This is a genomic window from Gracilimonas sp. (assembly GCF_017641085.1).
GTDB lineage: Bacteria > Bacteroidota > Rhodothermia > Balneolales > Balneolaceae > Gracilimonas.
This window is the reverse complement of the sequence record NZ_JAEPPI010000003.1, coordinates 439,661-462,055: the sequence shown is the minus strand read 5'-3', so window position 1 is coordinate 462,055 and position 22,395 is coordinate 439,661. Positions and strand designations below refer to the sequence as shown.

Sequence of the window (22,395 nt, the reverse complement as noted above, 5' to 3'; positions counted from 1 at the left end):
AAAAAAAGCATCGCCTCAAATGAAACGATGCTTTCGAAATATCCGGTATTTCTTAATTTATTTTGTGGAACCGTTGCCTTTTTTGCTGTTTAGCTCAAGGTTAAGGTCAACAGTTACTTCATCACCGATTACCGCATCAGAAGCCCAGTCGCCGGTTCCTACAGTATAGTCGGTTCGGTCAACGGTTGTAGAGGCTGTGATACCTGCCACAATAGTATTTTCTTTCATCGGATTGTCTTTCATACCCAGTAATGTAAATGGCAGTGCAATTTCTTTGGATACATCTTTAATCGTGAGCGTACCGTTTGCTACAAACTTGTTGTCTCCGGTTTTCTCAATGTTGGAGCTTTTAAAAGTGATGTATGGCCATTTTTCAGCGTTGAAAAAATCCGCTGTTTTCAGGTGACCGTCTCTTCTCTCGTTGTCTGTATCAATGCTGTTCACCATAATTTTAACATCGATCATGCTTTCTTCAAGATTATTAGGATCGAAGTTAACAGTAGCTTCGTAGTTATTGAATTCACCATTTACCGGTGTAAAGAAGTGAGTTACTTCAAAATTTACTGCACTGTGGGCTTTATCAATCGTCCAGCTAGTGGCGGCATATTTTGTTAAAGCTAAAGATGAAAGTGCGAAAATAGTTAATGCTAATACGGATGTTATTTTATTTAATGTTCTCATGGTTGTGTAATAATGATTGATTTTAGATTTATGCTAATGCCTCAACACAGCCAATCGGGAAATAATTTCCTTTAATGTTAAATCATTATTAAGCCTCAATCCCTTTTATAAAAGAAATAGCCGGTTTTACACCCCCGGCTAATGTTAGAAGGTGTAAAAACATGGAGAACGGAGAACATTTATTTCGGCCAATGGTTTGCATTAGTAGAATAGTTACCGTTAGTTATTCATTAATAATTCAATACTTAAACAAAATACCTTTTATGAAAAAATTAGTGCGTTATTCATTTGTTATAATTTTGGGTGCAGTTCTTAGCACAGCTACTGCTTTCGCTCAACAACAGCAAATGCCGCCTCAACCTGAACCTTTAAGCCCTGAAGAAGTTACTGATGAGCAACTCGAAATGGTTGTTAATGTATCTGAAGCTGTTCAAGGTTTGCAGAAAGAGGCTGACATGCAGATGAGAGAAGTTATTGCAGAAGAAGAGATGGAGTATAGCCGTTTTCAACAGATTATGATGGCTCAGCAAAATCCACAAATGGCCGGACAGGTAAATGTAACTGAAGATGAAAAGCAAACCCTTCAGAAAGTACAGCCTGAACTACAGGAAATAACTATGAAAGTTCAACAGGGTTATATGACTGCTATTCAGGACGAAGGACTTTCTCCTCAGAAATTTCAGCAGATTGCACAAGCTATTCAGGCACACCCTGAGGTGGCAAAACGATTTGAAGAGATTAAGAGTGAATCGGCTCAGCAAAGTGGGTCCAATGACGGAAGTGATGGTTAATCCTTACCTCTGTTAACATTGATTTCAAAACCCGGTGCATTTGCATCGGGTTTTTTTATTTACTGATCCATTTTGATCCTTTCACCGTAAAACGCCATGGCAGTTCGGCATCTTCCCCGGCGTAATCCACTCCTATTCTGGGACTCGCCTCTATCTCCTTTTCCGCGAATTTAATCCCACGATCTTCAATCCAGATTATATCTCCAAGAAGATCACTCTGATTATTCGAAGTAGTAATTCCCATTGCCTGGGACAACTTGCCCGGACCATTCGTAATAACTGGCTGTAGTTTATCCCTCCCTCTTCTCTGAACCATAATGTCCTCACCTTCAATAGGTTGAATAGCCCGAATCAGGATAGCATCAGCCAGACCTTCCCTATTCGTTACAACATTAAACAGGTGATGAATTCCATAGCATAAATACACGTAAGCATAGCCCGGAGGACCATAAATGGTTTCTGTGCGAGCCGTTCGAACATCCGGATAAGCATGGCAGGCCCGATCTGTTCGTCCGTTATAAGCCTCGGTCTCTACAATAATTCCGGCCGTTTGTACCCCATCAAAATTCGTGCAAATCACCTTCCCGATTAATTCCTTGCTGATTTGCACCACCTCATCTCGTTCATAAAAAGACCGCGATAGTTTTGAAGGCATCAGGAAATAGCTGTGTATGGATTTTCTTCAATGGCGGGGCGGTTTCCTAAAAACACATCCTTGTAGGCCCTCGCCATAATTGCGCTGATCACAAACAAGAGAGCTGTATAGAACGTCCAAACGCCCAACAGAATAAGAATGGTGTATCCCTGATAAAAGTACCGGTATGTTGAAAAGGCATATTCCAGGTAGGCACTTAAGCCGAATTTTGCGATCTCGAACAGCAAGGTATAGGTTAAAGCTGCCATCAGGGCTACTTTTGGCTTAATCTTGCGCTCGCTCACAAACCGGAACACCACATACAAGATCATAAAGGCAAGAATAATGGGCAGTACGATATTCAGGAAGTCATAAATCCAGGGAAGCTCAATAACCATATCGGTAAAGGGAATTTGGATTCGGCTGAGGTTAAAAAGAGAGATCGTGGAAATGGCGAGGCTGAAAAACAGGAATACAGTTCCAATCAAACTGAAGCCAAAGAAATTATAAACCACATCCATAATGGGGTGCTTGCGCTCTTTAATGTCGAAGGTATCGAAGAGAACGTGCTTCAGGCTGTGCAGCAATCCTTGGGTAAAAAACATCAACACGATGATACCAATGATCCCAAAAATCTGGCGGGCTCCCACCAACGGACGAAGCAGCGACTCTATCGTCACCGCTCCCTGAAATACATCGTTATTCTGTGTTTCGTAGGTGAAGCTGGGGAAAAACTCCCGGCCGTATCGTACAATTTCGTTAAAGGCCTCATCCACCGAGAGTACATACCCGATAATAGAAATCAGGATTAAGACGAATGGTATTGCACAAATAAATAAATTGAAGGTGATGGCTGAAGCATTAAAAAAGATATCTTTTTTGCCTGCCAGCTTTAAAACCCGTTTCCAAAATTCTTTGTGTTTCTCCAAAAGATGTATACAATTTGATGAAGGGTAAAATTCGCAGGATGCTGAGTTAATTCCAAACAAACATTTCACACATAGTTTTTCAGGTAATACATTGGTAAGTTCCACACCTTAATTCAGCAATCTATCAGCATAAAAACAGGTATTTCGAGCGCATGAGTGCTAAGAAAAAGCAGACTCCGCTGATGCGGCAGTATTTTAAGATTAAAGATGAACATCCCGGTACTATTCTACTATTTCGGGTTGGAGATTTTTATGAGACTTTTGCTGATGATGCCCAGCTTGTTAGTAAAGAATTGGGGATTACGCTCACCAAGCGAAATAATGGCGGAGATCAAACTCCCCTTGCCGGCTTTCCCTACCATGCCCTGGACAATTACCTGCCCAAACTGGTTAAAAAGGGGTATAAAGTAGCGGTTTGTGATCAAACCGAAGATCCCGAAGAAGCCAAGAAAGCCGGGCGTAAAATTGTAGAACGGGAAGTAACCGAGATTACCACACCCGGCGTTACCATGTCGGAAAAGCTGCTGGATCACAAACGAAATAATTATATCGCCTCCCTCCATTGGGATGGCTCAACAGTCGGGGTTGCCTTCTCTGATATATCTACCGGGGAGTTTGCCCTCAGTCATGTAGATGAAAAGAACCTGGACAGCCTGCTTGCCGCCATCCAGCCATCAGAAATTCTGGTTCAGCAAAAAAAGAAGAACAAGCTGGACGAAAAGCTCACCCACCATAACATAAGTTATATCGAGGATTGGGTATATGATGGGGATTACGGATATAACCTGCTCACCGAACATTTTGAGACCCACTCCCTTAAAGGTTTTGGTGTTGAGAACCTGAAAGTGGCTCATGTTGCCGCCGGCTCTCTGATGCATTACATGCAGGAAACGCAGAAAGCTTATTTACGTCACTTGCGCCGGCTGTACGCTTATGAAAGCAGTGAATTTATGAGCCTGGATGCCGCCACCAAACGGAACCTGGAATTGACCGCAAGTATTCAGGAAGGTGGAACGGACGGTACGTTAATTTCCATACTTGATGACACCTGCACAGCTATGGGCGGGCGTTTGCTGCGCCGCTGGATTATGCGTCCGTTAAAAAGACTGAAGCCCGTTCAGCAGCGACTGGATGCGGTCGAAAAGCTCTACAAGAATACCGACATCCGGCAAACACTACGTGAAGAGCTGGAGCAGGTTGGCGATATGGAACGCCTTATCTCCCGGATTGCGGTTGGCCGTACTAACGCACGCGATGTCGTTCAACTGAAACTTTCGCTGGCTCAAATTCCGAGATTGAAATCCCAGTTTTCAGGTATTGATGATCCGTTGCTCGAGAATATTTCGAGCCGGCTTAAATTGCTGATTGAAGTTCAGGAACGAATTAATACTGCCCTTAAAGACGATCCTCCGGCTAGTGTGCGAGACGGTGGCATGATTGAAGACGGGTTTAATGATGAGCTGGATGAACTTCGTGATATCGCCAAGAACGGAAAGAAATATATAGCCAAGATTAAAGACGACCTGGCGAAAGAGCATAATATTCCCTCCCTTAAAATCGGCTATAACAAAGTGTTTGGCTACTACATTGAAGTAACCAACACGCATAAAGACAAAGTGCCGGAAAGTTTTATCCGAAAGCAGACGCTGGTGAATTCCGAGCGCTACATCACCCCGGAACTGAAAGAGGTTGAGGAGAAAGTACTATCGGCTGAGGAACGCAGCAAAACCCTGGAGTATGAATTGTTTGAAGAACTGAGGCTGTATGTAGCCGAGTTTGCCGATGACGTTCAGCAGGTTTCTCACGCCATTGCAGAGCTGGATTGCCTTCAGGGTTTTGCCGAAATCGCCTTCCGGAATAATTATGCCAAACCGGAAGTGGGTGATCATGAAGAAATTGACATCAAAAAAGGTCGGCACCCGGTAGTTGAAAAGTCGCTGCCTATGGGCGAGCCGTTTATACCCAACGACATTAAGCTGGATAATGACGAACAGCAGATTCTGATTATTACCGGGCCCAATATGGCCGGTAAAAGTATCATTCTGCGCCAAACCGGACTCATTGTGTTGCTGGCCCAGGTGGGGAGTTTTGTTCCTGCCAAAGAAGCCAAGATCGGCCTGGTAGATAAAATCTTTACCCGCGTAGGTGCTTCGGATAACCTGGCTGCAGGGGAAAGTACGTTCCTGGTTGAGATGAACGAAGCAGCCAACATTCTCAACAATGCCACTCCACGGTCGTTGATTTTATTGGATGAAGTGGGTCGCGGAACTTCTACTTTTGACGGATTGAGTATTGCCTGGTCGCTGGCTGAGTATTTACATAACCACGCCCCTGTGGCTGCAAAAACCCTCTTCGCGACCCATTACCATGAGCTGAATGAACTGGAGCAGATGTATGAGCGAACCAAAAATTTCAACGTTCAGGTAAAAGAGCATGACGGCAAAGTAGTGTTTCTGCGGAAGCTCATCCCGGGCGGGGCCGATCACAGTTATGGAATTCAGGTAGCCGACATGGCCGGACTCCCACAGGTTGTAATTGAACGGGCCAAAGAGATCCTGAAGAACCTGGAAAGTCACAGCCTCGACATCACCAACAAAAACGGGACTATTGAGAATGAGGCTTCATCGAAAAAAGAAGCGACCAAGAATCTCTCTGAGAAAGTAGAAAAACAGCCCGAAACCTCTCAGATGACGATGTTCCAAACACACGTAGATCCCCGAATTGAAACCGTGCTGAATAAACTGGAAGCCACAGATCCGAACCGAATGACACCCATTGAAGCGCTAATGCTGATTACCGAATTAAAACGCCTGGTTGATTAAGAATGTGTCACCGTATTAAAGTGTTTACGTGTATAACTCTAAACACACACTTTAACACGTTAGCACGTCAACACATTAATACGTAAAAAAATGGAAGACAAACCACACAAATCCGGATATGTAGCTATTATCGGGAAGCCGAATGCCGGTAAATCTACCCTGATGAATTATATTCTGGGCGCCAAGATTTCCATCACTACCCACAAGGCGCAGACGACGCGCCATCAGATTGTGGGAATATTTTCGGATGAGGATACACAGATCGTTTTTCTGGATACTCCCGGTGTTATTTCACCAAGGTATGAGCTTCAAAAAGCGATGATGAAAACCGTGGAGCGTGCCCGCAGTGATGCCGATGTGATCCTCTTCATCCATGACCCGATGGATAAACACCCCACAGATGATGTAATTGAACTTATAAAGTCCATCAACAAACCGGTATTCCTGGTTGTTAATAAAATGGATGCCGCAAATGATGAAAAAGCGCGCAAATCGGCCGAACAAATTCAAGAGAAACTGAAGATTCGCTCCACACATTATATCTCAGCTACTGCCGGATCCGGCGTGCAAGAATTGATGGAAGATATTCGTGGATGTTTATTGCCCGGACCTCCCTTCTATCCCAAAGAAGACCTAAGCGAGCATCCGGTCCGTTTCTTTGTTTCAGAGCTGATTCGTGAACAGATTTTCCTTCAATTTCACCAGGAAATCCCGTATTCCTGTACGGTAGAAGTAGTTTCTTATGATGCCGATGTGGACATTGACCGCATCCATGCCGACATCATCGTGAACCAGAAATCCCAAAAAGGCATGCTGATTGGAAAAGGCGGAACAGCCATCAAAGAACTGGGTATTGAAGCCCGGAAATCGGTTGAAGAATTCATTGGCAAACAGGTGTACCTGGAGCTTCATGTGAAAGTCAGGGAAAAGTGGAGAGAAAAAGAAGGCTGGGTTCGTAATTTGGGGTATTAATGGAACGCAGATGACGCAGATACGACAGATTCCCAAATGACTTCATGTATTTTCACATTGCGATTTTGATGTAAAGTCTTCTCATTTCAGAAATTTTATAACGATCTTAAATTGATTACACGCATACATTTAAGATCAGTGAACATCTGTTCAATCCGTGTCGTTTGTGTTCCCTCAAAAAAATTATTTGCGCCTTCCGAATTCTACTCTTAACATTGGTGCAATGAAATTTTTCCGACAAAATATTATCAGCTCTTGTGCAACGATGTGTTGCATGTGTATGTGCATGGCGCAGACATAAGGGCTGAGATATACGTAAATAATTTACACAAGCCCTTTTGAATGCAACTCAGAAGGGCTTTTTTGTTGGATTATATTTTAATCGTTCTTTTACAACAGTTGCATTCTCATTAAGAAAGGTGGAGGGATCAGGTCCTTTGAAGCCTTGGCAACCGTCCCGACAATTTATTTGTCAGGAAAAGGTGCTACGTCCTGTCTGTCACATAAAATTTATGTGATGGAAAAGATGAGTTCGAACAGATATTGGTTTTGACATAAAGCCTCTTTCGGATTCATCTCTGAAAGAGGCTTTTTTCGTTTTAAGGAGCCTCATCAGAGAGATGCAAAATCTTAAAAGCTAAATAAATCAACAAATAACACACTCACTTATAACCAATATATCATGAGCAACAACAAGGAAAAACGCGACTATAAATTTGAAACCCTGCAGCTGCATGCAGGTCAGGAACCGGATCCCGCAACAGGATCGAGAGCGGTGCCGATTTATCAAACCACTTCGTACAACTTTGATAATACCGAGCACGCTGCCAACCTATTTGCCCTCCGTGAATTCGGCAATATCTATACCCGGATTATGAACCCGACCAATGATGTTTTTGAAAACCGGGTGGCTGCCCTCGAAGGTGGAGTGGCAGCATTGGCAACAGCCTCGGGACAGGCTGCCCAGTTTTTGGCTATTTCCAATCTGGCCCAGGCCGGCGATAACATCGTTTCAACTCAATACCTGTATGGCGGAACCTATAACCAGTTCAAAGTAGCCCTGCCCCGGTTAGGGATCGATGTACGCTTTGCGGAAGAAGATACCATCGAAGCATATGCCAAACATATCGATGAAAACACCAAAGCCATTTACGTGGAGTCCATCGGAAACCCGCGCGGTAACGTGGCCGACTTTGAAGGACTTTCGGCATTGGCCAAAGAAAACAACATCCCGCTTGTGGTAGATAATACATTCGGCGCCGGCGGTGCACTTGTTCAGCCTCTTAAACACGGAGCCAATGTCGTAACCGCATCAGCTACCAAGTGGATTGGCGGACACGGGACGTCTATCGGTGGGGTGATTGTAGATGGTGGTAATTTCAACTGGGGCAATGGAAAATTTCCCGCATTCAGTGAACCCTCTCCTTCCTATCACGGACTTAATTTCTGGGAAGTATTCGGTGAAGACGGCCCTTTCGGCAACATCGCTTTTGCCATTCGTGCCCGGGTTGAAGGGCTGCGTGATTTCGGTCCGGCTCAGTCTCCATTTAACAGTTTTCTGCTGTTGCAGGGGCTGGAAACGCTGTCTTTACGGGTTGAAAGGCACAATGAAAATGCTCTGAAATTGGCCCACTGGCTGAAAGATCATGACGCCATTGAGTGGATCAGCTTTACCGGCTTGTCCGAGCATGATTATCACGAGCGCGCCAAAAAATATCTGAAAGAAGGTCACTTTGGGTCGGTATTCACCTTTGGCGTGAAAGGCGGATATGATGCCGCGCGAGAATTCATCGAAAACGTACAGCTGTCCAGTCACCTTGCCAATGTGGGAGATGCCAAAACCCTGGTTATCCATCCTGCCTCAACCACTCACCAGCAGCTTACAGAAACTGAGCAGCAGTCGAGCGGTGTGAAAGGCGACCTGATTCGGGTGTCCGTTGGAATCGAACATATCGATGATATCATCGAAGACTTCGAGAAAGCATTCGCAAAAATTAAAGTACCCGTGTAACCCCGATTAGTACTCCTTTGCAGGCTCGGTGGAAATCCGGGCCTGTTTTTAAAAACTGAATTAAAAAAAATCCTTTTTAGAAACCCCAAGGGGATGCGCAAAACTGAAGAAATATGAACAAAGACATCAAAATTACAACCCTGAACAAAAGCTGGACGACTGAATCCGGCTATAGTTTTAGTCAGGTAGATATTGCCTGGAAAAGTTGGGGAACTCTCAATGAGAACAGAGATAATGTAATCCTGATTTGTCATGCCCTGACCGGTCATGCCGCCGCCGATGAATGGTTCAATGGGTTGTTCGACAAAGGGGGCATTCTCAATCCTGAAAAGCATTTCATTCTGTGCATTAATATACCGGGTAGCTGCTATGGTTCTACCGGCCCTGCTTCCATCAACCCAGAAACCGGAAAGCCCTGGCAGGCAGACTTCCCCGACATCACCATTCGGGATATCGTCGCTTTCCAACAGCTATTGCTGGATCACTGGGATATTCAGGGCATTGAATTAGTGATTGGCGGATCTTTAGGAGGAATGACGGCGCTCGAGTTTGCGATCATGGATGACCGGATTAAATCGGCTGCTTTGTTTGCAATGGGAAAAGCTCACTCGCCCTGGGCCATCGGTATTAGCCAGGCGCAGCGAATGGCTATTTATGCTGATGAGCGCTGGAATAACGGTTTCTATGACCCCAAAAATCCACCGACCAAAGGGCTCACCGCTGCCCGCGCCATGGCGATGCTCACCTATCGCACCCCGGAGAATTACGCCCAGAAATTTGGTCGAGAAGTTCACCCTGAAAAAGAAATATACCAGGTTGAATCGTATCTCAATTACCAGGGAGAAAAGCTGGCAGGCCGGTTTGATGCAAACTCTTACATCACCCTGACAAAAGCGATGGATTCCCACGATGTATCCAGAGGCCGGGGGAGTTTTGAAGAAGTGCTGGGAGGTGTGCATCAACCAGTATTAGTTGTAGGCTTTGAAAGTGACAAATTGTATCCACTCAGCGAACAACAAGAACTGGCAAAACTGATCCCCAACAGCCGGCTTGCTGAGCTGCAATCTCCCTTTGGTCACGATGCTTTTTTGATCGAATTTGATCAATTGAACACTCAATTACACTCATTTTATCACTCACTCACCGAAGTAAAACCATGACACTCACACTTAAGAAAACAACTACCGACACTCATCAAGAGCTTTCTCTACAAAGAAAGAATATAAACCTTTTCATTGCCGGGATAGGCGCAGTGGGAGGTACCCTAACTAAACTCATCCGGCAGTTGGATCACTCACTTTATGAGCTGAATGTGATCGGCGTTTGCAACAGCAAATTCACCCAATGGAACCCGGATATGGAGCAGGTAATCAGTAAAAGCCGGCTGACCGATGGCGAGCCTACTGACTGGAACAGCATCCCCGATAAACTGGTAAACAGAAGCGAAGGCAACCTGATTTTTATCGATGCCACCGGAAGCGAAGTCGTTGCCCAACAATTTCAATACCTGTTGGACAACGGCGTACATATCGCCACGCCCAGCAAGCGAGCTAATTCATTTAGTCAGGATTATTTTGATGGGCTGATCAATGCGAACAATTCAGGCCGGGCACAATACCGGTATGAAACAGCGGTAGGTGCCGGACTTCCTGTAATCAGCACCCTCAAAACCTTGTTAAACAGTGGAGATGAAATCACAAAAATCACCGGAGTGGCTTCCGGAACCATGACTTACCTGTTCACCCAATTACAAAACGCTGTTCCATTCAGTGAAGCGGTTAAAAAGGCTAAGGATGGCGGTTATTCGGAACCGGACCCAAGAGATGACCTTTCCGGCGAAGATGTGGCCCGTAAATTCCTGATCCTTGCGCGAACCAGTGGCTATAAATTTGAACGGAATCAAATTCAGGTGGATACACTCGTTCCGGAAAAGCTGATTTCACTGTCTACGGAAGAATTTCTGCAACAATTACCCGAATATGATGGCCATTGGAAAAGTCGTAATGCACAGGCTATGGTCAACAACCGGAAGCTAAGATATGTGGGCACGTTTACACCGGATGGCATCAGCGTTGGCATTGAAGAGGTAAAGGGCGACTCTCCCCTTGGCGGATTGCAAGGAACAGATAACCTCATTCAGATTTACACCAAACGATATAGCACCTCTCCCATTATTGTGCAGGGACCGGGAGCCGGACGAGAAGTAACCGCAGCCGGTGTATTAGGGGATATTATTGATATTGCGGAGGTTTTGTAATCATGAGCTGAAGTACTCGTCGGTCTTCCAATTTTCGGGATTCCGCTTTATATAGTTTGAGATTGTTTCAAATGATTTCCTATCTCTAATTATGTGATCGTAATATTTGGGTTGCCATTTAAAACCCGCATCAATTTTTCTGGCACCTTTAGTGACTCCAATTTTGAACCCCCGGATAATTGAAGGCAGGTTCCTGGATTGAGGTCCGAATTTGTTTAGTGATTTTTGACGGCTCCGGGTCTTATAGACTCGGTTTTGTGTATCCACGTTATTTCGGCTATCATTTTCTTTATTAATAATAATGATTCCATGAACATGATTGGGCATAATGACAAATTCACCCAATTTTACGAATGGAAAATGTTCTGGTATTGTCCGCCAACAAGATTCGGCAATTTTACCTATTTCTGATAATTGCAGAATGTTTTGATTTGAACGTAGATGCACAAGATTTTGTGTCTCTACGTTATGGACAATGTCACCGAAATAGTTCAATCGATTATGCGTGCAAATGGTTACAAAATAGACCCCGTTCCAACCATAATCCCATGATTTTAACCTTACAGTTTCTGTCCGATACCTACCCCGTCTTTTACTCATCTTCTCTTTCCCCTTTTTGCAAATCTGTCATTTTGAAACGACATTCCTTTAAAATAGAAAAATATTAATCAGCTGAAATCCTGATGAGATCGATACCTTATATATTGTTCATTTTATTATTCACTTTTAATAGCGGCTTCTCACAGGATCGTCAACGCCCCCGCGACCTTGGGATTAAACCGGGTATTTTAACTCCGGGTCCGTTGAATGCCATAACCGATGTGGAAGGCGTTCAGGTTGGGCATAAAACGATCATTGAGGGTGAAAACATCCGAACCGGGGTAACCATGATTTTGCCCCATGATGGAGGTCTGTTCAAAAGCCGGGTTCCGGCAGCTGTTTATGTTGGCAATGGCTTCGGAAAAGCATTAGGCTTTACACAAATCAGGGAACTGGGCGAAATTGAAACTCCCATCGGGCTTACTAATACGCTTAGTATTCATACAGTAGCAAACGGTATAACAGATTACATTTTACGTCAGCCAGGGAATGAAAATGTACGTTCAGTAAACCCGGTGGTTGGAGAAACCAATGATGGATGGCTGAATGATATCCGCGGGCGGCATGTGACTATGCAGGATGTTTTTGAAGCCATTAAAAATGCCCGGTCAGGTTCGGTTGAAGAAGGAAGTGTAGGTGCCGGAACCGGAACTTCGGCATTGGGATTTAAAGGCGGAATCGGAACCTCATCCCGTCAGCTGCCTGCCAAGGTTGGTGGATATACGGTTGGGGTATTGGTTCAGTCAAATTTTGGCGGAGTGTTAACCATAGATGGTGCACCGGTTGGGGAAGAGCTTGAGAATCATTATCTGTCCAGCGAAGTGCCATATGATGTGGATGGTTCTGTAATGATTATCGTCGCTACTGATGCCCCTCTGCTTTCCAGAAACCTGGAGCGGCTGGCTAAGCGAGCATTTCTTGGAATATCCCGGGTGGGTGGCTTTGCCTCTAATGGAAGTGGAGATTATGTGATTGCTTTTTCAACCCATGAAGATGTACGTATTGAAGGGGCAACCTCCGGCTCAACCCAAACCTATACGGAACTTAAAAACTCGGCTACCACCCCTCTTTTTCTTGCAGCTGTAGAAGCAACCGAAGAAGCCATCCTGAATTCCCTGTTTATGGCTACCACGGTAACCGGAGACCTCGGCCACACCCAACAGGCTCTTCCCATACCGGAGGTATTGGAGATCATGGAAAAGTATAACCTGCTGGAACCGTAGCATACGTTCTGATGTATTGATAGGTGATCATTGTTTTAGGCAATGTCTTAAAGTACATTCTACCTTTTACTCTTATAAACATTTTGAAATGCCCAGCTTTCTCAAGAAAAATATAATCGCCTGTGTTGTCCTGCCTGCGGTTCTGTTATTTGTGGCATTTCCCTTTGTATCTGTTATCGGGCAGTCTTCAAAATCCATCACAATACAGGGACGGGTTTTAGATAAAGAGAATGGCTCGCCGCTGGTTTCCGCTCATGTTTACATTTCACAAACCAAAGTAGGCACGGCCACCGATCGTAATGGAGAGTTTAGCTTCACCACAAAGATGAGTGGTGAAAAAACCCTGGTTGTTAGTTTTTTGGGATTTAAAACCAATGCTAAATTGATTGACCTTGATGAAGAGAATACGTCGCTGACTTTTGTTTTTGAGATGGAGCCCAATCAATTTGATCTGGACCAGGTGAATGTATCAACCTCAAATAAAGAGTGGCTGAATAACTTCGGGAAGTTCAGAAGATATTTTATCGGTGATGATGCCCTGGCTCAGCAAACATCCATTGAGAATCCGTGGAGCATAAGTTTTGAAACAGATAAAAATGATAATCTGGTGGCCACTGCCTCCCAGCCTTTGATTGTCAAAAACGATGCTCTTGGATACGAAATTGAAATTGACCTGGTGAATTTCACCTTGTTTAAAAATGAAGATGCCAGTGCTTACACTTACTATTCCAGTTTTACAGAAATGCCGCCGGAAAAAAATTCGGACATCAATAGCTGGAATACCAATCGGGAACGAGCATACAGAGGCTCCTTCGAGCATTTCCTGATTAGTTTGTATAACGACAACCTGCGAGTCAATGATTTTGAGGTGGTGTACCTGGGCAGTTTTGATCCGTTTACCATTAATGAGTTTATAAAAACCACCCCCGAGGAAAACATCACAAATGAGCAGGGTGTAAAAGTGTATCGTCTTGAAGACCCCGTTGACGTTTTATACGGAGATAAAAATAACAACTTTCATCAGAGAGAACGCTCCCGGATTACTCCCCTCACAGAGGTAGGTGTATTTATAGTTACTGAAGATGGGAAACTGAAAAACCCAAAGTCATTACGACTCGATGGAGTTTGGGCTTCGCACCTGATAGCTAATCTTTTACCTATAGAGTATTATAAGAATTAGGTTTTCTCGGCTGTTTATTCCTTTATATATACTCGATTGAAAGGCCGCTCTTAAATAGTCTTCCACACTCTCCCACAACCCAAAAATTACCCCTCATTTTCCGCACTGAATAATCTTCAATCCGGTATAGAAGGCATTCACCCTATATATATACAAGATATGTTTGGCTTTTAAAAAAGTTGCTTCAATAGGCAAAAAACCCACACCGGCATTGATTTAACTTTCTGAGGGAAAGCTCTTGACACAAAGTGGTACTTTAGGGTACATTGTGGGGTGAAGTGGGAGATAGTGGGGACTGCTCTCCTTTTGATCTAATTTAAGCAATCTAAAACACGCAGGGATATCGTGCCAAGTTTTAAAGGACAATACGAGCATAGTATAGATGCCAAAGGCCGCGTAGCCTTCCCTGCCAAGTTACGCAAATCTTTAAGCCCCGCCGCACAAGAACGCTTCACTATTGTACGCGGACAGGAACCCTGTCTTTATTTATATCCCGAAGACGAGTGGTCGAATGTTGAAGAGAAACTGTCGCGCATAAATAACTTCACAAAAAAAGGCCGCCTGGCTAAACGAAACTTCCTGCGCTACGCGGAAGATGTGTCCCTTGATAAGCAAAACCGGATAGCCCTGCCCTCTGACCTCACTGAATACGCAAAGATTAATGGAAAAGCCGTATTCCTCGGAATGGGCGAGTATATAGAGGTATGGGATCCTGAGAAATTGGCCGAGGTTGATGAAGCGCTGGACGACGATGCGTTCGAAGAGATTTTTGAACAAGTGATGGGAGATGAACCGGAAACCGATGGTGCTTGAGATGACGACATACCACCAACATATCCCGGTTTTGCTCGATGAATCGGTAGAAGGACTTATCACCGACAAGGATGGCCTGTATATAGATGGTACACTTGGCGGAGGTGGCCATTCCAAAGAAATTTTAAAACACCTTGGTGAAAACGGACGGCTATACGGCATCGATCAGGACGATGAGGCGCTTGAAGCTGCTTCATCCAATATTGGCGATGACCCCCGTTTTACCCCCATAAAAGGTAATTTTGGCTACCTGTCCACCCTTCTACCTCCCCAAACCCACGGACAGGTAGCCGGAATCCTTTTGGATTTAGGAGTTTCAACCCACCAGATTAAAGAAGCAGAACGGGGATTCAGCTTTCAGGAAGACGGACCGCTTGATATGAGAATGGGAAATCTTTCCGGTGTATCTGCTTACCAGGTGGTTAATGAATATGAATACGAAAAGCTGCGCGATGTCATCTTCCACTATGGAGAAGAAAAGCAGAGCCGGCAAATTGCCCGGGCCATCATCGAAAAACGCCCAATCGAAACTACCGGCGAACTTCGTGATGTAGTTTCATCCGTTGTAAACAAACGATTTGAAGTGAAATCACTGGCGCGGGTATTTCAGGGTATTCGCATTGAGGTTAACCGCGAGCTTGATATGCTTAAGCGAGTAATGGAAGAATCACTGGAAGTTCTGAAGCCCGGCGGACGTATTGTAGCTATTTCGTACCACTCTCTCGAAGACCGTATCGTAAAACGTTTTTTCAAAGCCGGTAACTTCGAAGGTAAAGTGGAAAAAGACTTTTATGGAAACCCGATATCCCCCATAAAGCCTGTAAACAAGCAGGTTATTACCCCCAAAAAAGAAGAGGTTTCCGTAAACCCGGCCTCCCGAAGCGCTAAACTTCGGATAGCCGAGAAGATAGAAGGAGGCGACTCATGATCGTGCAATCCCCACTTAAAAAGCATGACATTCGTCCCAACCTTCGCAAAGTATCTCTGCCCGACAATAAATCTTCCTCCCCAAAACAAAGTCGGACAAAGCATACTGCAAAAGCGAACTCCAAAATTGGCCTCCCCAAGGTCAAACCCTGGAAGGTGATTGTAGGAAGTATCATCATCGGGGCACTGGGTTTGCTCTATCTTACCCATGTATTCTCAACCCAGCGGCTGTTAGATGAAGTTCAGACGCTGGAGGCGGAATACAATCGGGCACGGGCTCAGTACGATGAGCTCAAACTTCGCTACGACCGAATGATCGGTCCGGCCGAGATATACCGAAAAGCCGAAGAACAGGGTTTCGTAAACGGCGGTCCGGCAGATAAAGTCATCATCATAAAAAAGGATTAGTACTGATGGATGAACGCACTGCCATATTAAGCCGAATGTTTATCGTTCTAGGGTTGATACTCCTCATCCCCTGCGCCTTGGGTTTCCAGCTCATTCGCATTAATTATGTGGAAGGAGAAGAATTGCGCGAACTCTGGAGCAAGCAAGCCGTGGATCAGATCCCGATACCTGCCCAGCGCGGCAACATCTATGATGCCAATGGCACCCTGCTGGCAACCAATGCCGTGGACTACAAACTGGCTTTTGACCCTAAAGTAACGGTAAACGGGAAAGCCGGCGTACCCAAAGAGCAGGTTGAGCAGCTGATCACCAAACTATCCGCTTTAACCAAAAAGAGTGACTCTTTTTATAGAACAAAAATAAATTCAGCACCTGCCCGCTCCCGCTACATCGTTCTTGAAACCAACTTGTCGGTATTAGCCAAAGATCAGATCAAAGCTCTGGATATTGATGGCGTTATCCTGGAAGAAAACTACCGGCGTAAATATACCTTCGGAACGCTTGCGGCCCACACCTTAGGGTTTGTAAACCATGAAACCAACGGGCGAATTGGACTGGAGGCCTATTATAATGAGGAATTAAAAGGAGAAGATGGTGTCCGCCAGGTACGCCGCGATCCGTTCAACCGAATTTTCGAATATGTAGGGGCACCCAAAAAACTTCCCCGCAACGGATACTCATTACATACCACCATCGATGCCTACCTGCAGGCCATCCTCGAAGATGAGCTAAAGGCCGGCGTGGATAAGCATCTTGCCAATTACGGGACGGGCATCATCCTGGACCCTAAAACCGGAGCCATTAAAGCCCTGGCAAATTATCCCACTTTCGATCCCAACTATCCCGGGAGTAACAATGAAGAAAACCGCCGGAACTTCGCTATTTCTGACATGATCGAGCCCGGTTCTACCTTCAAACTGGTTACAGCCATTGCTGCTGTAGAACAAGGTGTGGTTGATTTTAATGAAGTTTTTGAGACACCCGATGACGGTGAAGTTGTAATCCATGACCTTGTACTAAGAGATCATGATCCGCTGGGCGACCTTACCTTTAAAGAGGTTATCCAGAAATCATCCAACGTAGCAACGGCAGAAATTGCCATGCGGATGGACAAGGAAGTCTTTTACCAGTATGCCCGAAATATGGGTTTTGGCTCCAGCACCAACATCGACCTGATTGGTGAAGTGGAGGGAAGGCTTGCAAAACCTTACGAATGGAGTTTGGTAACGCTGCCCTGGATGTCGCACGGATATGAAATCCAAACCACTCCGCTGCAAATCGCACAGGCTTATGCGGCTTTTGCGAACAACGGAAAGATGATGCGGCCTTACCTGGTGGAGCGAATTGAGGACAAAAACGGGGACGTTGTTTCTGAACACGAACCGGTAGAAATCCGCCGAATCGCCAAAAAATCTACTTTAGACAAACTGTATCCCATTTTTGAAAGTGTAGTTGCTGATGCCGGAACGGGTGACCTCGCCCAGGTGAACGGGCTGAGAATAGCCGGAAAAACCGGAACCGCCAAGAAAGTGGTTAACGGCCGGTACACCAATAATTATCGGGGCTCATTCGTAGGCTTCTTCCCGGTTGAAGATCCCCAATATGTATGCCTGATTCTTTTGGATGAACCCCGAACAAGTGGTTATGGAGGGTTTACCGCCGCACCGATTTTTCAAAATGTGGCTAAGCGAATTGCGGGACTGGATAACAACATTCAGCAGAATATGAAAGTTGGTGAAGAGCAGAATCCGGATTTTGTGCAGGTTCCGTATTTGAAAGGACTTAAAAAGAAACAAGCTATTGAATTACTCGCCGGGTTGAACATTCCTTATGAAGTAAATGGTAAAGCCGGCTATATCACGAAGCAAACTCCTGAAGCAGGCACTCAAATAAACATTGGACAAGAAATTTCTTTAACGCTTTCGGAAACTTATGCGCCTTCTGACAGTGCAAAAGTGAAAGACGGATATGCTGAGATTCCTGACCTGATTGGCATGAACATGCGTCAGGCCACCAACCTGCTTACCGAGCGTGGACTCGAAACCGAGATTATTGGTTCAGGAACCGTATTTGCGCAGTATCCCAAAAAAGGGGAACACCTTCGGAAAGGATATAGCGTAACGATTCGCGGTAAAGCGAAATCACTGGAATTACTCACTCAAACTGAAAAGCGATAATTGACGATAGATAAACTCATAGAAATTTGTAACCCGCTGCACGTCACAAACAAAGATTTTGATGGTGAGATAACTACGTTCGCCATCGATTCTCGTGAGGTGAAGGAAGGTACTGTCTTTATCGCCATTCGCGGCACACAGGTTGACGGGCACATGTTTTTAGAAGATGCCATCGGTCGTGGTGCCAAAGTTATTATCTGTGAGGAATCCTACTATACTGAAGCTGATGTATGTGTGATTGAAGTTGAAAACACACAGAAACTGGCCGGACCTATTGCCCAGGCTTTTGCGGGGAACCCGGCAGAACAGCTCAAAGTGATTGGCATTACCGGAACCAACGGTAAGACCACTACCGCAACCCTGGTGTACCAGGTTTTACGCGCCTGTGGTGAGAAAGCCTCGCTCCTTGGAACGGTAAGTAAACGAATTTTAGAAGAAGTACTCGACAGCAAGCTTACCACTTCCGACCCTATTGAACTTGCCAATGACATGAAAACAATGGTAGAAGCCGGTTCTGATTACCTGGTTATGGAAGTTTCATCTCATGCTTTAGATCAGGACCGGGTGGCCGGAATTGATTTTGATGTTGCTGCTTTCACGAATCTCAGCCAGGATCATCTTGACTATCATGAAAACCTGGATCAATACGCAAAGGCCAAAAAGATTTTATTCGACAATCTCCCCGAATCCTCAACCGCTGTAATAAACGCTGATGATGTGCAGGGTGAGTTTATGCTGAAGGATTGCAAAGCCGGGAAATCATTGCTCAGCTTTGATAATGAATCGGCGCATATCCTGAAGAATTCTTCTGATGGAATTACCATCGTCGTGAATGAGGAAAAAATTGAGAGTCCTCTTATAGGAACCTTTAACGCCTATAATGTAGGTGAAGCATTTCTTATTTGCCGGGCACTGGGTCTGGAAGCCAAAGATATTACAGCCGCATTAAGTAATGCCAAAGGGGCGCCCGGACGCATGGAACCGGTTACTGTTGAAGGGGATAACCTCCCTAAAGTAATTGTGGATTATGCACACACCCCGAACGCCCTTGAAAACGTTTGCTCTACCCTTTCTTCTGTGAAAGAAGCTAATCAAACACTTACCGTTATTTTTGGTGCCGGTGGAGATCGTGACTCAAGCAAGCGACCGAAAATGGCCAAAGCAGCAGCTGAGTTTGCTGACAAAATTATTGTAACCAGTGACAATCCCCGTACAGAAAATCCTGATTTAATTATCGCAGATATACTGGACGGATTTGAAGTGCTTGATAACGTGAAAAGCATTACCGATCGAAAACAAGCGATTCAACAAGCGATTGCAGATGCAAACGGAAATGAAATCATCCTGATTGCCGGTAAAGGCCATGAGGATTATCAGGAAGTAGATGGCAAGCGCCATCACTTTGACGACCGGGAAATTGCCCGCGAATCTTTAACCCAAAAAGCCGGGGGAGGAGACTGATGCTGCACGAACTTTTCACCTGGCTTGATGCTACTTATGACGTTCCCGGTACCGGAGCCGTCGCTTTCATTTCTACCCGAACAGCGCTGGCTGCCGTTACTTCCTTGCTGATCAGCCTTTTTGTTGGTAAGAAAATCATTCACTGGCTGAGTAAACTTCAGCTGCGGGAAGTGATTCGGGACGACATTGGATTAGACAGCCACCTCGCCAAAGGCGAAACACCAACCATGGGCGGTGTGATTATTATCCTGGCAATCGTTATCCCTGCTCTTTTGTGGATGAAGATGGAAAGCATCTACAGCTGGCTTATTGTATTCGTAGTTCTGGCCTTGGGAATCGTTGGCTTTATTGATGATTACATCAAAGTGGTGAAAAAGGATAAAAGCGGACTCGCCGGATGGTTTAAAATTGCCGGTCAGGTAATTGTTGGTCTGGTTGTGGGTGCCGTACTGTACTTCCATCCTGATTTTGAGACCTTTAATTCCCTTTCAACGGTTCCTTTTCTAAAGAATGTAAACATTGATTACGCCTATTTCGGTGAGACTTTAGGCTGGATGATTTATCTCGGAGTGGCTGTTTTTGTGATTACAGCCGTGAGCAACGCAACCAACTTAACGGATGGTTTAGACGGACTTGCTGCCGGAACATCCGCTATTTGTGGGATTGTATTCGCCATTTTTGCCTACGTGTCCGGCCGGGTTGACTTCTCCGGATTCCTCGACATTATGTACCTGCCGGGAGCCGGTGAGCTCACCATTTTTGCGGCTTCACTGATTGGGGCCTGTATCGGTTTTCTGTGGTATAACACGAATCCCGCCTCGGTTTTTATGGGAGATACCGGTTCACTCGCACTGGGCGGCGCATTTGGAGCCGTGGCTTTGATGCTGCATAAAGAACTTCTGCTCCCCTTCATTTGTGGAATCTTTTTTATTGAAACGCTTTCGGTGATCATTCAAACTACATGGTTCAAATACACCAAAAGAAAGTATGGTGAAGGCCGGCGTGTCTTCCTAATGACGCCCATCCACCATCATTATGAAAAGAAAGGGTGGCCTGAACAGAAAATCGTAGTCCGATTCTGGATCATCACTGTTTTATTGGGAATTCTAAGCCTGTTAACGCTCAAAATCCGATGAGAGAAGTTAAAGACCAACATATCGTTGTGATTGGTGCTGCCCGAAGTGGTATGGCAGCTGCTCTCCTCCTTCATAAAAAGGGAGCGGATATTTTTGTGTCTGATTACGGGGCTATCTCTGAAGATGCGAAGAAGAAGTTGGAGTCGGCGGGAATTCCTTTTGAAGAAAACGGACACACGGACAAAGCAAAGCAAGGTGATTTTGCCGTTGTAAGTCCGGGCGTGCCTACTGAAGCTCCAATTGTTCAGTATTACCTGAATGATGGCAAGGACGTGTTTTCTGAAATTGAAGTTGCCGGGTGGTTCACTGATCAAAACATCATTGCCGTAACCGGAAGTAATGGAAAAACGACAGTTGCTAACTGGCTTGATCATGTATGGAAGACCGCCAAGCGGAAACACGCCCTCGCCGGAAACATCGGTTTGGCCTTTTCAGATGAAATTGACAGGAATAAAGGTGATTTCCTTCTGGAAGTGAGCAGCTTTCAGCTCGATCATATTAAAGATTTTAAACCGGCGGTGAGCTTGATTCTAAACATCACCCCTGATCACCTGAACCGCTACCAGCACAGCCTTGAGGCCTATGCTGCTGCAAAATTCAGAATTACAGAAAATCAGACGGGGGATGACCGGTTCATCTTCAATTACGATGACCCCATCATCCAAAAACATGTTGAACAGCTAAAGCAAAAACAATCGGCTCCACAATTATGGGCGTTCTCCAACAAACGGGAAGTACCTGAAGGAGCCTTTGTTCGCGACAATCAAATCATCTTCAAATTCAACAACAAAGAAGAATCCCTTATGTCAGTAGAAGAAATAGGACTACGTGGCAAGCACAATTTAAGTAATGGACTTGCCACCGCATTGGCAGCTCGTGCGGCTGAAATTAAAAATGAGGCGATACGCGAGAGCCTGAAAAGCTTCACCGGTGTGGAGCATCGCCTGGAACTGGCCCGCGAAGTTGATGGCGTGAAGTATATAAATGATAGTAAAGCGACTAATGTAAATGCGGTTTGGTTTGCATTAGACAGTTTTCACGTTCCGGTTACACTGATTTTAGGCGGTCGCGACAAAGGAAATGACTATAGCGAGCTGGAAGCTCAAATCCGCGAAAAGGTTCACACCATCATTGCAATTGGGGAATCCAAAGACCGGGTTGAGGAACAGCTTGGGAAAGTAGCTCCCAACTTTGTTCGGGTTGAAACCATGGGCGGTGCTGTAAGGGCTGCAAAGAAAGTAGCCAAACGGGGTGAAGTCGTGCTTTTAAGTCCGGCCTGCGCCTCTTTTGATATGTTTGACAGCTACGAACACCGCGGTAAAATTTTCAAAGAAGAAGTAAACAAATTGTGAATGGATGCAAAGTAACTCTGT

General features: G+C 45.1%; 18 protein-coding genes and 1 riboswitch. Of the genes, 15 read left to right on the top strand and 3 right to left on the bottom strand.

Features of this window, described 5'->3' with window-relative positions; translation table 11 throughout:
* Nucleotides 1-57: 57 nt before the first annotated feature.
* Complete coding sequence (locus JJ941_RS13010; RefSeq protein ID WP_290966006.1) at nt 58-681, bottom strand: YceI family protein; 624 nt, start codon at nt 679-681, stop codon at nt 58-60.
* Nucleotides 682-944: 263 nt separating this feature from the next.
* On the opposite strand from JJ941_RS13010, the gene JJ941_RS13005 reads away from it, so the two are divergent.
* The gene (locus JJ941_RS13005; protein ID WP_290966003.1) at nt 945-1,472 is read left to right on the top strand and encodes a DUF4168 domain-containing protein; all 528 of its coding nucleotides are present in this window, start codon (nt 945-947) and stop codon (nt 1,470-1,472) included.
* Between the two features lie 55 nt (nt 1,473-1,527).
* On the opposite strand, the gene JJ941_RS13000 is transcribed toward JJ941_RS13005, so the two are convergent.
* Nucleotides 1,528-2,127, bottom strand: coding sequence for a DNA-3-methyladenine glycosylase (locus JJ941_RS13000; RefSeq protein ID WP_290966001.1), 600 nt, complete (start codon nt 2,125-2,127; stop codon nt 1,528-1,530).
* Nucleotides 2,127-3,035: a YihY/virulence factor BrkB family protein gene (locus JJ941_RS12995; protein ID WP_290965998.1), complete on the bottom strand. Its 909-nt coding sequence runs from the start codon at nt 3,033-3,035 to the stop codon at nt 2,127-2,129. Before JJ941_RS12995 ends, JJ941_RS13000 begins: the two co-directional genes overlap by 1 nt.
* Nucleotides 3,036-3,187: 152 nt before the next feature.
* Here JJ941_RS12995 and mutS point away from each other — a divergent pair, with 152 nt between their 5' ends.
* From mutS to murD, 14 genes are all read left to right on the top strand, one after another.
* On the top strand, nt 3,188-5,857 hold the full coding sequence (gene mutS, locus JJ941_RS12990) for a DNA mismatch repair protein MutS (RefSeq protein WP_290965996.1): 2,670 nt from the start codon (nt 3,188-3,190) through the stop codon (nt 5,855-5,857).
* Between the two features lie 90 nt (nt 5,858-5,947).
* On the top strand, nt 5,948-6,829 hold the full coding sequence (gene era, locus JJ941_RS12985; RefSeq protein WP_290965994.1) for a GTPase Era: 882 nt from the start codon (nt 5,948-5,950) through the stop codon (nt 6,827-6,829).
* A gap of 404 nt (nt 6,830-7,233) precedes the next feature.
* Nucleotides 7,234-7,362, top strand: a riboswitch (SAM riboswitch).
* A gap of 149 nt (nt 7,363-7,511) precedes the next feature.
* A complete protein-coding gene (locus tag JJ941_RS12980) occupies nt 7,512-8,840 on the top strand; it encodes an O-acetylhomoserine aminocarboxypropyltransferase/cysteine synthase (protein WP_290965992.1) in 1,329 nt (442 codons plus the stop codon).
* A gap of 113 nt (nt 8,841-8,953) precedes the next feature.
* Nucleotides 8,954-10,000 carry a homoserine O-acetyltransferase gene (gene metX / locus JJ941_RS12975; protein ID WP_290965989.1) on the top strand — a complete coding sequence of 349 codons (1,047 nt, stop codon included), beginning with the start codon at nt 8,954-8,956 and terminating at the stop codon, nt 9,998-10,000.
* Complete coding sequence (locus JJ941_RS12970) at nt 9,997-11,097, top strand: hypothetical protein (RefSeq protein WP_290965987.1); 1,101 nt, start codon at nt 9,997-9,999, stop codon at nt 11,095-11,097. The genes metX and JJ941_RS12970 overlap by 4 nt, the downstream gene beginning before the upstream one ends.
* Nucleotides 11,098-11,780: 683 nt before the next feature.
* Entirely contained in the window at nt 11,781-12,920 is a 1,140-nt protein-coding gene (locus tag JJ941_RS12965; RefSeq protein WP_290965984.1) for a P1 family peptidase, read from the top strand.
* Nucleotides 12,921-13,008: 88 nt separating this feature from the next.
* The gene (locus tag JJ941_RS12960) at nt 13,009-14,100 is read left to right on the top strand and encodes a carboxypeptidase-like regulatory domain-containing protein (protein ID WP_290965981.1); all 1,092 of its coding nucleotides are present in this window, start codon (nt 13,009-13,011) and stop codon (nt 14,098-14,100) included.
* A 345-nt stretch (nt 14,101-14,445) separates the two neighbouring features.
* The gene (gene mraZ, locus JJ941_RS12955) at nt 14,446-14,913 is read left to right on the top strand and encodes a division/cell wall cluster transcriptional repressor MraZ (RefSeq protein ID WP_290965979.1); all 468 of its coding nucleotides are present in this window, start codon (nt 14,446-14,448) and stop codon (nt 14,911-14,913) included.
* A complete protein-coding gene (rsmH, locus tag JJ941_RS12950; RefSeq protein WP_366069384.1) occupies nt 14,903-15,841 on the top strand; it encodes a 16S rRNA (cytosine(1402)-N(4))-methyltransferase RsmH in 939 nt (312 codons plus the stop codon). Before mraZ ends, rsmH begins: the two co-directional genes overlap by 11 nt.
* Nucleotides 15,838-16,248 carry a hypothetical protein gene (locus JJ941_RS12945; protein WP_290965975.1) on the top strand — a complete coding sequence of 137 codons (411 nt, stop codon included), beginning with the start codon at nt 15,838-15,840 and terminating at the stop codon, nt 16,246-16,248. Before rsmH ends, JJ941_RS12945 begins: the two co-directional genes overlap by 4 nt.
* 5 nt (nt 16,249-16,253) lie before the next feature.
* Nucleotides 16,254-18,425, top strand: coding sequence for a penicillin-binding transpeptidase domain-containing protein (locus JJ941_RS12940; RefSeq protein ID WP_290965972.1), 2,172 nt, complete (start codon nt 16,254-16,256; stop codon nt 18,423-18,425).
* Nucleotides 18,426-19,886 carry a UDP-N-acetylmuramoyl-L-alanyl-D-glutamate--2,6-diaminopimelate ligase gene (locus JJ941_RS12935; RefSeq protein ID WP_290965970.1) on the top strand — a complete coding sequence of 487 codons (1,461 nt, stop codon included), beginning with the start codon at nt 18,426-18,428 and terminating at the stop codon, nt 19,884-19,886. It begins immediately after the preceding gene.
* Complete coding sequence (gene mraY / locus JJ941_RS12930) at nt 19,886-21,022, top strand: phospho-N-acetylmuramoyl-pentapeptide-transferase (protein WP_290965968.1); 1,137 nt, start codon at nt 19,886-19,888, stop codon at nt 21,020-21,022. The genes JJ941_RS12935 and mraY overlap by 1 nt, the downstream gene beginning before the upstream one ends.
* On the top strand, nt 21,019-22,374 hold the full coding sequence (gene murD / locus JJ941_RS12925; RefSeq protein WP_290965966.1) for a UDP-N-acetylmuramoyl-L-alanine--D-glutamate ligase: 1,356 nt from the start codon (nt 21,019-21,021) through the stop codon (nt 22,372-22,374). Before mraY ends, murD begins: the two co-directional genes overlap by 4 nt.
* The last annotated feature ends 21 nt before the right edge of the window (nt 22,375-22,395 follow it).

What these genes read in the sequence shown, in the direction of transcription:
- mutS (WP_290965996.1), top strand. Translation starts at nt 3,188, where the DNA reads ATGAGTGCTAAGAAAAAGCAGACTCCGCTGATGCGGCAGTATTTTAAG.
- murD (WP_290965966.1), top strand. Translation starts at nt 21,019, where the DNA reads ATGAGAGAAGTTAAAGACCAACATATCGTTGTGATTGGTGCTGCCCGA.
- mraY (WP_290965968.1), top strand. Translation starts at nt 19,886, where the DNA reads ATGCTGCACGAACTTTTCACCTGGCTTGATGCTACTTATGACGTTCCC.
- JJ941_RS13005 (WP_290966003.1), top strand. Translation starts at nt 945, where the DNA reads ATGAAAAAATTAGTGCGTTATTCATTTGTTATAATTTTGGGTGCAGTT.
- JJ941_RS13000 (WP_290966001.1), bottom strand. Translation starts at nt 2,127, where the DNA reads ATGCCTTCAAAACTATCGCGGTCTTTTTATGAACGAGATGAGGTGGTG.
- JJ941_RS13010 (WP_290966006.1), bottom strand. Translation starts at nt 681, where the DNA reads ATGAGAACATTAAATAAAATAACATCCGTATTAGCATTAACTATTTTC.
- JJ941_RS12940 (WP_290965972.1), top strand. Translation starts at nt 16,254, where the DNA reads ATGGATGAACGCACTGCCATATTAAGCCGAATGTTTATCGTTCTAGGG.
- era (WP_290965994.1), top strand. Translation starts at nt 5,948, where the DNA reads ATGGAAGACAAACCACACAAATCCGGATATGTAGCTATTATCGGGAAG.
- JJ941_RS12980 (WP_290965992.1), top strand. Translation starts at nt 7,512, where the DNA reads ATGAGCAACAACAAGGAAAAACGCGACTATAAATTTGAAACCCTGCAG.
- rsmH (WP_366069384.1), top strand. Translation starts at nt 14,903, where the DNA reads ATGGTGCTTGAGATGACGACATACCACCAACATATCCCGGTTTTGCTC.
- JJ941_RS12945 (WP_290965975.1), top strand. Translation starts at nt 15,838, where the DNA reads ATGATCGTGCAATCCCCACTTAAAAAGCATGACATTCGTCCCAACCTT.
- JJ941_RS12960 (WP_290965981.1), top strand. Translation starts at nt 13,009, where the DNA reads ATGCCCAGCTTTCTCAAGAAAAATATAATCGCCTGTGTTGTCCTGCCT.
- JJ941_RS12970 (WP_290965987.1), top strand. Translation starts at nt 9,997, where the DNA reads ATGACACTCACACTTAAGAAAACAACTACCGACACTCATCAAGAGCTT.
- metX (WP_290965989.1), top strand. Translation starts at nt 8,954, where the DNA reads ATGAACAAAGACATCAAAATTACAACCCTGAACAAAAGCTGGACGACT.
- JJ941_RS12965 (WP_290965984.1), top strand. Translation starts at nt 11,781, where the DNA reads ATGAGATCGATACCTTATATATTGTTCATTTTATTATTCACTTTTAAT.